General features: G+C 62.7%; 13 protein-coding genes. 3 read left to right on the plus strand and 10 right to left on the minus strand.

Features of this window, described 5'->3' with window-relative positions:
• Nucleotides 1–579 precede the first annotated feature (579 nt).
• Nucleotides 580–774: a hypothetical protein gene (locus QZ292_RS06775; RefSeq protein ID WP_294599669.1), complete on the minus strand. Its 195-nt coding sequence runs from the start codon at nt 772–774 to the stop codon at nt 580–582.
• Between the two features lie 108 nt (nt 775–882).
• On the opposite strand from QZ292_RS06775, the gene QZ292_RS06780 reads away from it, so the two are divergent.
• A complete protein-coding gene (locus tag QZ292_RS06780; protein WP_294599672.1) occupies nt 883–1671 on the plus strand; it encodes a DUF5106 domain-containing protein in 789 nt (262 codons plus the stop codon).
• Nucleotides 1672–1703: 32 nt separating this feature from the next.
• Here QZ292_RS06780 and QZ292_RS06785 read toward each other — a convergent pair whose 3' ends face one another.
• Complete coding sequence (locus QZ292_RS06785) at nt 1704–2435, minus strand: tRNA threonylcarbamoyladenosine dehydratase (RefSeq protein WP_294599675.1); 732 nt, start codon at nt 2433–2435, stop codon at nt 1704–1706.
• Nucleotides 2432–3106 (minus strand): TatD family hydrolase, encoded by a 675-nt coding sequence (locus QZ292_RS06790; RefSeq protein WP_294599678.1) that lies wholly within the window; start codon nt 3104–3106, stop codon nt 2432–2434. Before QZ292_RS06790 ends, QZ292_RS06785 begins: the two co-directional genes overlap by 4 nt.
• 57 nt (nt 3107–3163) lie before the next feature.
• Between QZ292_RS06790 and QZ292_RS06795 the strand changes: the two genes are divergently transcribed.
• Nucleotides 3164–4261, plus strand: coding sequence for a CapA family protein (locus QZ292_RS06795; protein ID WP_294599681.1), 1098 nt, complete (start codon nt 3164–3166; stop codon nt 4259–4261).
• Nucleotides 4258–5289, plus strand: a complete 1032-nt coding sequence (gene hydE, locus QZ292_RS06800) for a [FeFe] hydrogenase H-cluster radical SAM maturase HydE (protein WP_294599684.1) — start codon at nt 4258–4260, stop codon at nt 5287–5289. Before QZ292_RS06795 ends, hydE begins: the two co-directional genes overlap by 4 nt.
• On the opposite strand, the gene QZ292_RS06805 is transcribed toward hydE, so the two are convergent.
• The 7 genes from QZ292_RS06805 to tmk form a co-directional block, all read right to left on the minus strand.
• Nucleotides 5250–6809, minus strand: a complete 1560-nt coding sequence (locus QZ292_RS06805; protein WP_294599688.1) for a ComEC/Rec2 family competence protein — start codon at nt 6807–6809, stop codon at nt 5250–5252. The two genes, hydE and QZ292_RS06805, sit on opposite strands and share 40 nt — an antisense overlap.
• A 45-nt stretch (nt 6810–6854) precedes the next feature.
• The gene (locus QZ292_RS06810) at nt 6855–8414 is read right to left on the minus strand and encodes a YifB family Mg chelatase-like AAA ATPase (RefSeq protein WP_294599692.1); all 1560 of its coding nucleotides are present in this window, start codon (nt 8412–8414) and stop codon (nt 6855–6857) included.
• 26 nt (nt 8415–8440) lie between these two features.
• Nucleotides 8441–9160 (minus strand): DUF2807 domain-containing protein, encoded by a 720-nt coding sequence (locus QZ292_RS06815; RefSeq protein ID WP_294599695.1) that lies wholly within the window; start codon nt 9158–9160, stop codon nt 8441–8443.
• 118 nt (nt 9161–9278) lie between these two features.
• Nucleotides 9279–10379 carry an ATP-dependent 6-phosphofructokinase gene (locus QZ292_RS06820; protein WP_294599697.1) on the minus strand — a complete coding sequence of 367 codons (1101 nt, stop codon included), beginning with the start codon at nt 10377–10379 and terminating at the stop codon, nt 9279–9281.
• 90 nt (nt 10380–10469) lie between these two features.
• Nucleotides 10470–11960 carry a potassium/proton antiporter gene (locus QZ292_RS06825; RefSeq protein ID WP_294599699.1) on the minus strand — a complete coding sequence of 497 codons (1491 nt, stop codon included), beginning with the start codon at nt 11958–11960 and terminating at the stop codon, nt 10470–10472.
• Nucleotides 11961–12006: 46 nt separating this feature from the next.
• Nucleotides 12007–13251, minus strand: a complete 1245-nt coding sequence (locus QZ292_RS06830) for a BT_3928 family protein (RefSeq protein WP_294599701.1) — start codon at nt 13249–13251, stop codon at nt 12007–12009.
• Complete coding sequence (gene tmk, locus QZ292_RS06835) at nt 13229–13915, minus strand: dTMP kinase (RefSeq protein ID WP_294599704.1); 687 nt, start codon at nt 13913–13915, stop codon at nt 13229–13231. The genes QZ292_RS06830 and tmk overlap by 23 nt, the downstream gene beginning before the upstream one ends.
• Nucleotides 13916–14008: the final 93 nt, after the last annotated feature.

Raw genomic sequence — 14008 nt, forward strand, 5'->3', positions numbered from 1 at the left:
TGTGCTCTTTGCCTACTTTCTACCACATAGTAGAAAGTAGGGGCCTCCGCGGCCTGAGCGGAACAGAGAGAAGAGATAAACTATCTCCCTGACATTAACAGCCGAACAAGATTACAAAGAAATCAACGGAAAGCATGTTCGGTTTAAGACACTTTCCCGTTTATTCCGAGAGGCAACGCAACTGATGACCGCCAGCGCGATAGTTCGTACTGCTGGGGTCGAGTCCTTTCATGTAGAAATTCAAATACATGCCGTAGATATCGTTGGCCGCAGAAATCTAGCTGTAACCGCCGCTGCCAACGTTCACCGGAGCGCCCGAGGTCGAACCGCGGTAGCCCGGGGCGGCTCTTCGAGCCGCAGGGTTTCGATCTTGTTTTTCCGCGCGCTGGCGGAAATCTTATTCAAACGCGTACCACGGTATTTGAATGATTTCCTTTTCCAGCAATCGCGCGCGGTCGAGCTTTGTGCTGGACGGAACTGCCTTTCGCGGGCGGCGTCCGGGTGACCCCGGCGGGACAGTAAGACAACCTCGGAAAATTTGAGGTAGGGACTGCCATTTGTGAGTGCGGCACGCACCGTTTATTCCGAGAGGCAACGCAACTGAAAACCGTAGGCACGATGTGGAACGCCGTTGGAATAGAACCATATCGCACCAAAACCCAAGTGGATGCTGCTGTCTCCGATGATGGAGGATGACCAACTGGCTCCGTTGTTGCCGACACTGCTTAGTACGCCTTCGTCGTCGCTGCGGAAGCCCGGGGCGGGAGAGAACAAGAATGGTCAAATATACGCCGCGAAAGACATCCGAATCTTGGCCGGACGGATGGATTATTCCTCAAAACAACCTATATTTGATTCGCAGAAATCAGAACCCGAAAAGAAATGAAAAAGATAGTCTGGATATGGGCCGTTGCGTTCCTGACGGCTTGCGGCAGCAGGCAGCAGGGAGCTAAACCGGAGGCGGCATGGCAGCGGGAGGCGAAATTCAATGCCTTTTTGCAGCTCTCGACCGCCGTGTCGTTGGATTCCTCCCGGAAAGTGCTGGATACCTTGCTGGCACACTATGCGGCCGACAGTGCGGCGATGAAACAGCTGGTGGAGAAACTGGCACAACCGCTGGCAGATCCCAATTCTCCCATCCGGAACGAGGAACTCTATATCCCGATTCTGGAGGCGGTGGTGGCATCGCCGTTTTATGACTCGGTGGAGAAGATAAAACCCCGGTTCAGGCTGGAGATGGCGCTCAAAAACCGTGTGGGACGGCCGGCGAACGATTTCGAATACACGCTCGGCGACGGGGCGCGGGGGAAGCTCTACGAGGTGGAGGCGCCGTACACGTTGCTCTATATCAACAATCCGGATTGTCACGCCTGCGAGGAGATGCTGGCGCAGCTCGTCGGCTCGAAGGTCATTGCGGAGGCGCAGCGGGAGGGGAGGTTGAAGATCGTGGCGATTTATCCGGACGAAGACCTCGCGGCGTGGCGAAAACACCGGAAAGAGGTCCCGGCGGAGTGGATCAACGGGTATGACGCCGGGCTGGCAATGCGGCGCGAGGAACTGTACGATTTGCGGGCGATTCCGTCGCTCTACCTGCTGGACGGCGAGAAAAGGGTCTTGTTGAAAGACTGTACGGTGGTGGGGCAGATCGAGGCGTATCTGGCGCGGCAGTAACGGGCGCGCTATGCCGAGGAGGCGTGTGGGCGTTACATCTCGCCGAGCAGCGTCCGGATAGCCACCGAGGCGCAGACGCAGCCGAAAACGGCCGGCATGTAGGAGATGGTGCCGACGTTCGATTTCTTGTTCGTCTCTTCGCACAGAACGAGCGAACCTTCGCGCACCGCTTCCGGCGAGAAAACCACCGGAAAACCGGAACGGATGCCCATCTTGTGCAGCCGTTTGCGCAGCATATGGGCCAGCGGGCAGTGGTGCGATTTTCCGATGTCCTTGATTTCGACCAGCGTCGGGTCAGTCTTGGCGCCGGCGCCCATCGAGCTGACCAGCGGAATGCCGCGATCTAGACACCCTTTGATGAGATTCACTTTCGGCGCGAGGGTGTCGATGGCGTCTACTGCGAAATCGTAGCGCGGCTCTCGGTCTAATAGCGCGTCGGTCGCTTCGTCTTTTATATATTCCTGAATCACAGTCAATTCAAGTGCCGGATGAATGTCTCGGAGGCGGGAGGCCAGTACGTCGGCTTTCGGTCGCCCGACGGTCGAGTGGAGGGCGACCAGCTGGCGGTTGATGTTGCTGAGGCTCACCGTGTCGGCGTCGACGATCGTCAGGCGGCTCACACCGCTGCGGGCGATCATCTCGGCGGCGTAGGCGCCTACGCCACCCAAACCGACCACCAGAACATGGGCCTGTCGCAGCCGGGCGGCTTTTTCCGGGCCGAGCAGCAGTTCCGTCCGCTCCTGCCAGTCGTTTCGTGAGGTCATCCGAGGGAAATTTGGGGGAAAAGAAGGTGAAAATTACGGGCGATCTGTTCCCGTAAGGCTGAGGGGGCCCAGCCGAGCAGCCGGCTCGTTCGGGCGTACATCTCGCCGATGGGGATCGTCGGGTCGTCGTCGGTCTCCAAAAAGAGCCGGTCGGGCCACTGTTCTGCGACATACCGCAGCGCCTGTTGCGTTCTGGGTGACCGGAAGGCGACGGGGCCGAACGAGAAGCGGAGGCCAGGCACCCGGTCGAGGCTCTGGGCGACGAGTTCGGGCGAGCCGATGAAGCCGTGCAGCACGGCCGCCTCCTGCGTGCGCTCTTGCAGCCGCTTCAGAAGTGCGTCGGTGGCATGTACATTATGGATAATCAGCGGTTTCCGCAGCCGGTTCGAAACGTCTATCTGACGTTCGAACCACGCCTCCTGCAAGTTGTAGGGCCGGTATGAGGGCCGGAAGTCGAGGCCGGTCTCGCCGATGGCGAGTAGCCGCGGCGACGGGGTTTCGAAACACTGTTCCCACTCCGGTTCCGCGCGCGAGGCGTCCCACGGGTGGATGCCGGCCGAAAAATAGCCGGTCGCCGGAAGCTCCGGAGCGGCCGAGCCGATCCGTACGTTTCGGATCGTGATGCCGTCGGGGTCGGCCCGGTGGGTGTGGATGTCGATATAGGGCGCCATGCGGGGGTGCGTCGGGGCGGGAAATTCGTTATCTTTATCGGGAACAAAAATAGTGAAATGGTTTCGAAAAAGACGATACTCGGCTGGTTGATGGTCGTTTGCGCGGCCTGTCGCACGCCGCAGCCGACGGAGACCGCGGGCAGGCACAGTGCGGTGTTCGATTCGCTGGTCGCACGGAACGAGCTGACGCTGGTCTTCTCGGGAGACGTGATGCAGCATATGCCGCAGGTGCGGGCGGCGCGGCGCGAAGACGGATCGTTCGATTATACGGCCTGTTTCCGGTATATCCGGCCTTTCTGGGAGGGGGCGGACTGGGCGGTGGTCAATCTCGAAACGACGCTTTCGGAACGGGGGCCGTACAGCGGTTATCCCCGTTTCGCGTCGCCCGTGGAGCTGGCGGGGGCGCTGCGCCGGGCGGGGGTCGATGTGGCGGTGCTGGCCAACAACCACTGCTGCGACCGAGGGGGGCGAGGGGTGAGGACGACGGTGCGGACGGTCGATTCGGTGGGGTTGCGGTATGCGGGGGTCTATGTTGATTCGGCGGCGGCCGCGAAACCGTTGATCCTGAAAAAGAGGGGATTCCGGGTGGCGCTGCTGAACTGTACGTACGGGACGAACGGGCTGCCGGTGCCGGAGGGAACGGTGGTCCACGGGATCGATACGGTGAGGCTGGCGCGCGAGGTGGAGGCGGCGCGGCGCGATTCGGCGACGCATATTGTGCTGTTCGTCCACTGGGGCGAGGAGTATCAGAGGAGACCCAATGACGCGCAGAGGCGATTGGCGGCGTGGTGCGCGAGGCAGGGGCTGGACGCGGTGATCGGGTCGCATCCGCATGTGGCGCAGCCGGTGGACACGGCGGCGGGGGTGGTGTGGTCGCTGGGTAATTTCGTCTCGAACCAGCGGGGACGGTACCAGGACGGGGGGCTCAGCGTGCGGGTGACGCTCTCGTCGAGGGGGCGGAGGCCGAGGATCGAGAGCCTACCGCACTGGGTCTGGCTGCGCAGGACGGAGGGGGGGAAGGCGGAGTATGTGGTGGTGCCGGCCTATGTCTCGGGGCGGGAGATCGGGATGGACAGTCTGACGAACCTGCGCTTCGTGGGGGCGCTGGAGGATAACCGGCTGGTGGCCGGGGCGGTGGAGGAGGTGGTGCTGTGAGGTCGCGGGAGGAACTGGTCAAGGTGTTGGGGGCGCCGCTGGGCGACCTGGCGACGGACGAGGCGTTGTTCGCCGGAGCGGCGGAGGTGCGCGACCGGACGGTGGGGCGGCGGGTCTACCTCAGGGGGTTGATTGAGCTGTCGAACCGGTGTCGGAAGAATTGTCTCTATTGCGGCATCCGGAGCGGAAACGGACGGGCGGAGCGCTACGAGCTGACGGACGGAGAGGTGCTGGAGGCGGCGCGTGGGGCGTGGCGAGCGGGGTACGGCTCGGTGGTGATTCAGGCGGGGGAGCGGACGGACGGGGCGTTCGTGGAGCGGGTGGAGCGGCTGGTGGAGGAGATCGGGCGGATGTCGGAGGGAAAGTTAGGCATCACGCTCTCGCTCGGAGAGCAGACGGCGGAGGTCTATCGGCGGTGGTACCGGGCGGGGGCGCACCGTTATCTGTTGCGGATCGAGGCGTCGTCGCCGGTGCTGTACGGACGGCTCCATCCGGCGGATCATCGCTACGAACGACGGGTGGCTTGTCTGGAGGCGTTGCGCGAGACGGGCTATCAGGTGGGGACGGGGGTGATGATCGGGCTGCCGTTCCAGCGGGTGGAGGATCTGGCGGACGATCTGCTGTTTTTCCGGCGGATGGATATCGATATGTGTGGCATGGGGCCCTATATCGAGCATCCGCAGACGCCGCTGGCGGGGGTGCGGTCGGAATTCACGCGGGAGGAGCGGCTGCAGCTGGCGCTGAGGATGATCGCGCTCCTGAGGCTGGAGATGCCGGATATCAACATCGCGGCGACGACGGCTCTCCATGCGCTGCATCCGCGGGGCAGGGAGCTGGGGGTGGCGGCGGGGGCGAATATTCTGATGCCGAACGTGACGCCGGAGGTGGTGCGGGGAAATTACCGGTTGTATGAGGGAAAACCGGCGGAGGATACGGATCTGAGCGGCTTCAGGACGGTGCCGGACGGGGCGTGGGGCGATGCGCCGCACTATGCGTCGCGGCGGGAGGCGGCGAAGTCGGAGGAGTAGGACTGCGACCGGCTTCCGTCGGAGCGGTTCAGCCACCACATGAGAACCCACACGGGCAGGTAGAGGGCGATGCAGCTCCAGGCGGAGATTTCGATCCCCTCCCAGGCGATCCACGGCGCGGAGGCACAGCGTTCGACGAGGCGGTTCTGCCATCCGGCCACGGCATGGATGGCGGTGGCGAGCCAGCTCCACCCGCTGGCGAGGTAGACTACGGAGCCGACGATGAGGGTCGGTACGGTGAACCAGACGACGGGATTCAGCAGAAGACCGCCGGGCTGGATTTGGCCGAAGTGATAGAGAATCAGGGGAAAAACGCCCAACTGGGCGGTGAGGCTGACGAGGGTCAGCGACCACAGCCACCGCGGGATAAGCCGTCGGGGCATCCACCGCCGGGCGAGGGGCGGGTAGAGGGTGATGATGGCGGCGGTGGCGGCGAACGAGAGCTGGAAACCGATGTGGTACAGGAGGTACGGGTTCCACAACAGGAGCACGAGCGCAGCGGCGCACAGGGTGTTGAGGCTGTTGGTCGATCGCGAGAGCATCAGGCCGATCTGAAGGAGCGAGAACATCACGACGGCGCGCACGACGGAGGGCGACAGGCCGGTCAGCAGGGCGTAGCCGCACAGGGCGGCGATCACGAGGGCTCCGGAGGGAACGCAGCCGTTTCGAAAAAGGCGTATCCAGCCGAACAGCAGATTCAGAAGCACGAAAATAATCCCTACGTGGAGTCCGGAGACGGCGAGCAGGTGGGCGAGGCCGGTGCGGGCATAGCGGGTGCGCAGTTCGGGGTCGAGACCGGAGGTCTGGCCGAGTGTCAGGGCCTGGAGCAGGGCGGTGGTACCGCCGGTGGAGTCGGTCGAACCGCGGCTCAGCCGCTCGCCCAGCTCTCGCCGGAAGAGCTCGATGCGGGTCTGCCACGTGGGGTCGCGCTCGAGCAGAGTGACCCGATAGGCGAAGCATCGGCCGACAAGGCTGCGTGTCCGGAGCATGTAGCGGTCGTAGGCGACGGTGTCGGAGGTGGCGTATAGGCGGCCGCGGAAACGGAGCAGGTCGCCGGTTCGGAGCTGTGGGCCTGTGGTGTCGGAACGGGAGGCGTAGAGGCGGATACGGGGATCGCCGAGCGGTGTCCAGCTGGCGGTTGGGCTCTCTCTGTAGCACAGTAGGGTGGCTTCGGTGCGGTGCCACTTTCCGCGGAGCTCCGGAAGGCTCTCGACGCGGGCCATCCATTCGCCCCGGCTGCCGTGCAGGGTCTCTACGGCCGTTGGGTCAGGCCGGTGCAGCAGAACGAGCACGATTCCGAGGCCGTAAAATCCGATCCGCATTCCTATTCTCCGCCAACTGCCTATCCGGGGAAAGAGGGTGTATTTCAAACCGATAACGATTGCCAACAGGAGGCCGAAGAGTCCTGCCGCGAGCCGAAAATCATCGGGCCGGTCGGGCAGGCTGCCAGCGAGGATGCCGAGCAGCAGGGCGACAACGGGTTCGAACAGCGGGGTGTTGGTGCGGGTGAAGCGGGCCATGGACGGGCGGCGGAAAAATGGGCGATAGCGGTGCGAAAAAGAGAGCTACCGCATGCAGTCGAGACTCCGGTACTGGATCGCTTCGGCGACGTGGTCGAGCTGGATATCTTCGCTGCCGGCCAGGTCGGCGATGGTGCGCGAGACTTTCAGAATCCGGTCGTAGGCGCGGCCGGAGAGACCCATCGTAGACATCGCTTCGCGAAGCAGGTCGATGCTCTCGTCGTCCAGCTGGCAGTATCGGTCGAGCTGCTCGGGGGTGAGCATGGCGTTGCAGTGGGTGTGCCGGTAGCCGTCGCGTTGCAGGCGGGCGGTCTGGCGTTCACGGGCGGCGATGACGCGCTCCCGGATCACGGCGCTGGTCTCGCCTTCGCGCCGCCGCTGGGTCATGCTCTCGATGGCCACGGGGACGACTTCGATCTGGATGTCGATCCGGTCGAGCAGCGGGCCGGAGATGCGATCCATATACCGGGCCTGTGCGCTCGGGGTGCAGGTGCACTCTTTGTCCGGATGGGTCCGGTAGCCGCACGGGCAGGGGTTCATCGCGGCGATGAGCATGAAGTTGGCGGGGTAGTCTACCGTATATTTGGCCCGCGAGATCGAGATGCGTTTCTCGTCCAACGGTTGCCGAAGCACTTCCAGTGTCCGCCGGTGAAATTCGGGGAGTTCGTCGAGGAAGAGGATGCCGTTGTGGGCCAGCGAGATCTCGCCGGGCTGAGGCGGCACGCTGCCGCCGACCAGAGCGACTTCCGAGGCGATGTGGTGTGGGGCGCGGAACGGCCGGGCGGTGAGCAGGCCGCCGCGGTAGCTGCTGTTGTCGCTGCCGCCGAGTTTGCCGGCGACGGAGTGTATCTTGGTGGTTTCCAAGGCTTCGGCCAGGGTCATGGGCGGGGTGATGGTGGGCATACGTTTGGCGAGCATGCTCTTCCCGGAGCCGGGCGGGCCGATCATCAGGACGTTGTGGCCGCCGGCGGCGGCGATTTCCAAAGCGCGTTTGACGTCGTTCTGGCCTTTGACGTCGCGGAAGTCGAGGTCGAAGTCGGCGAGACGGTCGAAGTATTCACGACGGGTGTCGATTTCGGTGGGGGCGATGCCGGAGCCGCTGTCGAGCAGTGTGGCGACGGAGGTGAGGTCGGTGGCGCCGTAGACGCGCAGGCCGTCCACCACGGCCGCTTCGGGTGCATTCGCGGCGGGCAGGATGATCCCTTCGTAGCCCTCTTTCCGGGCCTGAACGGCGATGGGGAGGGCGCCTTTCACCGGCAGCAGGGTGCCGTCCAGCGAGAGTTCGCCGATGAGGATGTATTTTTCGAGCCGGTCGATGCGGCCGATCTGTTGCGAGGCGGCGAGTATCCCGATGGCGATCGGGAGGTCGTAGTGCGAGCCGGCTTTCCGCAGGTCGGCGGGGGCCATGTTGACCAGAATGTTGAAACCGGGCATCCGGAAACCGGTGTTGGCGAAGGCGGCGGTGATGCGTTGCTGGCTCTCTTTCACGGCGTTGTCGGGCAGGCCGACGACCAGAAACCGGATGCCGGGCGAGAGGTTCACTTCGACGGTGATGGTGCGGGCGTCGATGCCTTCGACGGTGCTGCTGTAGGTCTTGACGAGCATAGGAGAAAAGGGGAGGGCACCGCGGGTTACGGTTCGTTGATGGAGGTGACGTTGCCTAAGGTGGCTTTCCGGATGTTGAGGGTCATGGGCTCGCCGAGGAAGAAGATATTGCCGCCGCTCACGGCTCTTGCATCTAAGGTCTCGTTGACGCGGAGCTGGATTTCGCCTTTGCCCGATGCGTCGGCGGCGGCTTCCATGGCGGACAGGTCGAGGGCTTCGATCCGGCTGCCGAGCCGGGCGCGGTAGGTGGCGTATTCGGCGATGCCGCCGATCCGGACGGTGTTATCGCCGCTCACGTGGATGGTGACGTCGTTGCATTCGGTCTGGAGGGTCATCCGCCCGACGGAGCTCTCGGCTTCGAGGTAGAGGCTGCCGCACCGAATGGGTTCTTGGGTATAGACTTCGCCGCCGCTCATCTGGATGCGGTTCAGCTCCTTATAGTAGAGTTTGATGTCGGCGTAGGCGCGTTTGTTGAGGAGCCCTTTCCGGGCTGCGATGTGGAGGGTGTTTTCCTTGACGCGCCACGTGAGGGCGCGTGCTTCGAGGGACCAGGTCATCATCTGCATCTGGTTCTCGTCGGCGGGGATGAGCTCGACGCGTATGGGGCCTTCGATGCTCAGGGCGTTGAAGGGTTCGATGGGTTCGGTCTCGACGAGCTGCTGCTGGGCGCGGACGGCGCCTCCTCCGAAGAGGAGCAGCAACACGCCGGGAAGGAGCCTAAGTAAAAGATTGCGGTGCATCTTCATAACTTCAAATGTAGCTCTTTTTTCGGTTCCGGCCCAAAGAAAAAAGGTGTCGTTTTCATCCGACGGATGAAAACGACACCTTTTTTGCAGAGTATACTGAGGTTCAGTCGAGGAGAGCTTAGTCCCCGAAGCTGATCCCGCAACCGCGTGCGGTTTCGACGATGTCGCTGTCCGGCCGCACGTATTTGCACTGACCCACAGCTTCTTCGAACGGCACGGCGATGATGTCCGGATGGCGGTACGATACCATGTGTCCGAATTTTCCTTCCAAGACGTATTCGAAGGCTTTGACCCCGAACTGGGTAGCGAGCACACGGTCGTAAGCGATCGGCACCCCACCGCGCTGGATATGCCCCAGCACCGTCTCCCGGATATCGGGTTCGAACCCGGCAGCTTTTAGCTGACGGCTGAGTTCGTAAGCGATCCCGCCCAGTCTGACGTTTTCGTAGCCGACTTCGGTCGCCTGTGCGGCATGCACCGTCCCGTCCTTCGGCACGGCCCCTTCGGCCACGACGATAATCGCAGAGCCGCGGTTCTTGGAGTTGTACCGTTTGTTGAGCTTTTCGAGGACGATGTTGATGTCGTACGGGATTTCGGGAATCAGGCAGACGTCTGCGCCCCCGGCAATCGCCGCATGCAGGGCGATCCACCCGGTGTTCCGCCCCATCACTTCCAGAATGAATGTCCGGTTGTGCGATGCCGCGGTGGTCACCAGTTTGTCCACCGCATCGGTGGCAATCTGAACTGCGGTCTGGAAACCGAAGGTAAAGTCGGTGGCCGACAAGTCGTTATCAATGGTTTTCGGCACCCCGACGATGTCGAGCCCCTGGTTCTGAAGCTGTTGCGAAATCCGCTGCGAGCCGTCCCCGCCGATCGAGATCACGGCGTCGACGCCCATATATTGCAACTTACGGATCATCTCGTCCGAGCGGTCGACGTATTCCCACTGGCCGAGGTGTTTGTTATACACCGGCCATGCGAAAGGGCCCCCCTTATTGGTGGTTTCTATGATGGTACCGCCGCGGTAGTGGATGCCGGCTACCGCCGCTTCGTCGAGAATTTTGACTTCGGTGGGTTCCCACAGGATACCGTTGTAGGCTTGGATACTGCCCAGTACTTCCCAGTCTCCTTCCCGTGCTGCGCGTTTGACCACGCCGCGGATGACTGCATTCAAGCCGGGACAGTCGCCGCCGCTCGTTGCAACTAAAACTCTTTTCATGCTTTATTCGAGTGTTTCTGTCTTGCGTTTCGAAAAACAACCGCAAATTTAAACAATTTTTCGAATGTGCCAATCGTTGCGGGCCGGGAATTACGATTCCGGGTCGGGATTTTCGGTCGGGCCGGTTTCGGTGAAGAGCCGGTAGACGATTTCGGCTTCGGAGCGGTTCTGGCTGGCGACGATCAGGTGGTCGCCGGCTTCGAGACGGGTGGAGCCGGTCACGACGATACGGGCGTCGCCCCGCCGCAGCTGGGTGATGCGCGAGCCGTCGGGGAAGGGGGCTTCGGAAACGAGGTGCCCGACGTAGGCGTTGCCCGGGACGACGGGGATTTCGATCATGTTGGAGACGTCGGCGGCTTCCCATTCGGGCCGGAGGCCGATCATCTGCTCTTCGGGCTCGGAGACTTTCAGCCACTTGGCGAACAGGGGCAGGGTGGTTCCTTGCAACAGAATGGAGATCAGGGAGATGAAGAAGACGATGTTGAAGATCATGCCGGCTTTGTCGATGCCGGCGATCAGGGGGTAGGTGGCGAACACGATGGGCACGGCGCCGCGCAGGCCGACCCACGAGATGAAGGTCTTGCTCCGCAGGGGCATCCGGAAGAGGAGCAGCGAGAGAAAGACGCTCACGGGACGGGCCACGAGGATCATGAAGAGGGAGACGAGCACGCCGATGCCGATCACCGGAACGATCTGGCTGGGGTAGACGAGCAGGCCGAGGGCGAGGAAGAGGATGATCTGCATGAGCCAGGCGAAGCCGTCGAAGAAGTTGAGCATGGTGCCGCGATGAGGTATCCGGTGGTTGCCGAGCCACAGGGCGGAGAGGTAGACGGCCAGGAAGCCGTTGCCGCCGATCAGGTCGGTGGCGGCGTAGGTGAAGTACATCAGGGCGATGACCATCACGGGATAGAGGCCCATGTAGCCGAGTTTCACGTGCCGGACGATCCAGACCATGGCCATCCCGAACAGGATCCCGGCTCCGCCGCCGACGACGATCTGGATGACGAAGCGCAGGACGGCTCCGCCGACCGACGCGGTGGGATTCATCACGAGGCCGAGGCAGGCGATGGTCAGCAGGTAGGCCATGGGGTCGTTACTCCCGCTCTCGAATTCGAGGATGGGGCGAAGGTTGTTCTTCAGTTTCAGGCTCTTGGAGCGGAGGATGGAGAAGACGGCGGCGGCGTCGGTCGAGGAGACGATGGAGCCGAGCAGCAGCCCTTCGAAGAGGGTGAAGCCGGGCACGACCCAATGCACGAAAAGGCCGGTCGAAATAGCGGTCAGCAGCACGCCTGCGGTGGAGAGGGTCACGCCCTGCCACATGACGGGCCGCACGCTGCGCCACTCGGTGTCGAGACCGCCGGAGAAGAGGATGAAGTTCAGGGCGATGATGCCGATAAACTGGGCGATCGGGGGGCTGTCGAAGTTGATGCCGCCGATGCCGTCTGTTCCGGCGAGCATGCCGACGGCCAGAAAGAGCACTAAGGCGGGAATCCCGAACCGATAGGCGCGCTGGCCGGCCAGGATGCTGACGAACAGAAGGATGGAGCCGATGAGGATGATGTTTCCGGTAGTGATGTTCATGGGCGGAATCGGGTAATGAAGCTAAGTTACGAAAAAATCGGCCGAATCAGGCCCGATTTTTTTCACTGAGGCGGAAACCGAGACCGACGAGCAGTACGGTGGCGACGAAGAGGGCGATCGAAAGCCGTTCGTCGCCTGTTCGGTCGGCGGTGAGCACTTCGGACAGCGGGTCGGAGCCGTCGCTCTCCCACTGCGGGAAGCGGTTCATGGCCCATTTGCCGATGATGGTGCCGTCGTGCAGGAGCAGGGCGCCGCCGGTGCGGTGCTGGATCAGGGTGCGCAGGAGGGTGTGGTCGCTGCCGAAGCATTCGATGCCGCTGCGGCTCAGCGTTTCCGGAAGCGGAAAGGCGCTGAGCGCCACGCTCCGGCCGTTATACCGTCCGATGTAGTCGGCGAGGGCGATCATGGCGGAGTCGCAGGCGGGGTCGTAGGCGTTGACGGCGAAGAGCAGGGTGTAGCCGCGCCGGGTCAGAATCTCGTCGGAGCGGTCGAGGCGGTCGTCGAACATGGGCAGGCTCTGGATCTCCGGGGCGCGGCTCTGTCCGATGGTCCGGGTGTCGACGTACTCCCACCGCGAGGAGTCGTACCAGGTGGTGTCGGCGATTTCGAATTCGTGCAGCTCGCCGTTCGTCTTGTCGCGGTAGACGAGGAGGGTGCGGGCGTCGTTCTCCTGTACGTTCATGGCGCTGGGGATATGGACGCCGATGCGGAACGGGGTGGGGTCGAGCAGGGGCAGGCTATTGTACGACCAGAGGCTGAGCGTAAGGCTCAACGGAATGAGAATCAGGTAACTCACCACGGTGCGCACGACGGTTGGCTTCGGCGATTGCGCCGCGTTCCGGTTCAGGAAGAGCAGGAGGGAGAGGGGCCAAAAAACGAGGTTTTTCCAGAAGGTGGCCCAGTTGGAGAGCCGCAGCAGGTCGCCGAAGCAGCCGCAGTCGCTCACGGGGTCGGTCAGGGCGATCCACAGGGTGAGCGGGGTGAAGAAGCTCATGGCGAGAAAGACGCCCCAGGCGGCGATCCGGGGGGTGGTGCCGGTCAGCAGCAGGAGGCCGATCAGCAGCTCGACGGAGGGGAGCAGAATCGCTCCGGCGGGTGCGAGCACCTGTAAGCTGTCGAGTCCGAAGGCGGAGAGGTATTCGCCGAGTTTGACGGAAAGTCCGAAGGTGTCGACGGCTTTCGAGGCGCCGGAAAAAATAAACAGTGCGGCGAGCAGATACCGGGCGGTGGCGGTCAGCCACGCGGGAATCGGACGGCTCAGGAGGCGTTTAGCGGTGTCGGGCAATCTCATGGTCGATCTTTTGGAAAATGAGGTCGGGGTTCAGCATGCCGCCGGTGGCGGGGTCGGCGCAGTCGATGACGCGAAAGGAGGGGTCGCCGGCGGCGCAGTCGAGGTAGACTTCGCGCACGCGCTGTTGCAGGTCGAGCGAGGCTTCATGGATGTCCTGTTTGCCGTTGAGGTAGCTGCGGTCGTCGCCTTGGCGCTGTTCGGCGAGTTTCCGGGCGGTAAAGGCGAAGGGGACGTCGAGGAAGAGCGACAGATCGGGCCTGGGTATCCCGTTGTGGCTGTATTCAAGATCTAAAATCCACTGTTTCAATGCGCTGCGCGCGTCGGAGCCGGCGGGCAGCTTGGCGCACTGGTAGGCGATGTTGGAGTAGACGTAGCGGTCGACGATCACCACTTTGCCGCTGTCGAGCCAGCTCCGGATCGTGGAGGCTGCCTCTTGCCGGTCGCCGGCGTAGAGCAGGGCGACGAGATAGGGATCGACTTGATCCAGTTCGCCGAGCTCGCCGCGCAGAAAACGGGCGATGAGCTCGCCGTAAACGGGGGCGGCGAATCGCGGAAAGTGCAGGTATTCGACATGCTGGCGGTAGCGCTCTTCGAACAGGCGGCGCATGAGTCCCACCTGGGTCGATTTCCCGGCACCGTCGAGGCCTTCGATAACGATGAACATGATATGATATCGGTTAATTCGTACGTTTATTCTATACTTGTTCTTTGAGCCGGACGGAACTGCCGCTTTTTGAAAAAAGCGGCACCAAAAACT

The sequence above is a fragment of the uncultured Rikenella sp. genome (assembly GCF_910577125.1).
Lineage (GTDB): Bacteria > Bacteroidota > Bacteroidia > Bacteroidales > Rikenellaceae > Rikenella.

What these genes read in the sequence shown, in the direction of transcription:
- tmk (WP_294599704.1), bottom strand. Translation starts at nt 13,915, where the DNA reads ATGTTCATCGTTATCGAAGGCCTCGACGGTGCCGGGAAATCGACCCAG.
- QZ292_RS06825 (WP_294599699.1), bottom strand. Translation starts at nt 11,960, where the DNA reads ATGAACATCACTACCGGAAACATCATCCTCATCGGCTCCATCCTTCTG.
- QZ292_RS06795 (WP_294599681.1), top strand. Translation starts at nt 3,164, where the DNA reads ATGGTTTCGAAAAAGACGATACTCGGCTGGTTGATGGTCGTTTGCGCG.
- QZ292_RS06780 (WP_294599672.1), top strand. Translation starts at nt 883, where the DNA reads ATGAAAAAGATAGTCTGGATATGGGCCGTTGCGTTCCTGACGGCTTGC.
- QZ292_RS06790 (WP_294599678.1), bottom strand. Translation starts at nt 3,106, where the DNA reads ATGGCGCCCTATATCGACATCCACACCCACCGGGCCGACCCCGACGGC.
- QZ292_RS06785 (WP_294599675.1), bottom strand. Translation starts at nt 2,435, where the DNA reads ATGACCTCACGAAACGACTGGCAGGAGCGGACGGAACTGCTGCTCGGC.
- QZ292_RS06805 (WP_294599688.1), bottom strand. Translation starts at nt 6,809, where the DNA reads ATGGCCCGCTTCACCCGCACCAACACCCCGCTGTTCGAACCCGTTGTC.
- QZ292_RS06830 (WP_294599701.1), bottom strand. Translation starts at nt 13,251, where the DNA reads ATGAGATTGCCCGACACCGCTAAACGCCTCCTGAGCCGTCCGATTCCC.
- QZ292_RS06815 (WP_294599695.1), bottom strand. Translation starts at nt 9,160, where the DNA reads ATGAAGATGCACCGCAATCTTTTACTTAGGCTCCTTCCCGGCGTGTTG.
- QZ292_RS06810 (WP_294599692.1), bottom strand. Translation starts at nt 8,414, where the DNA reads ATGCTCGTCAAGACCTACAGCAGCACCGTCGAAGGCATCGACGCCCGC.
- QZ292_RS06820 (WP_294599697.1), bottom strand. Translation starts at nt 10,379, where the DNA reads ATGAAAAGAGTTTTAGTTGCAACGAGCGGCGGCGACTGTCCCGGCTTG.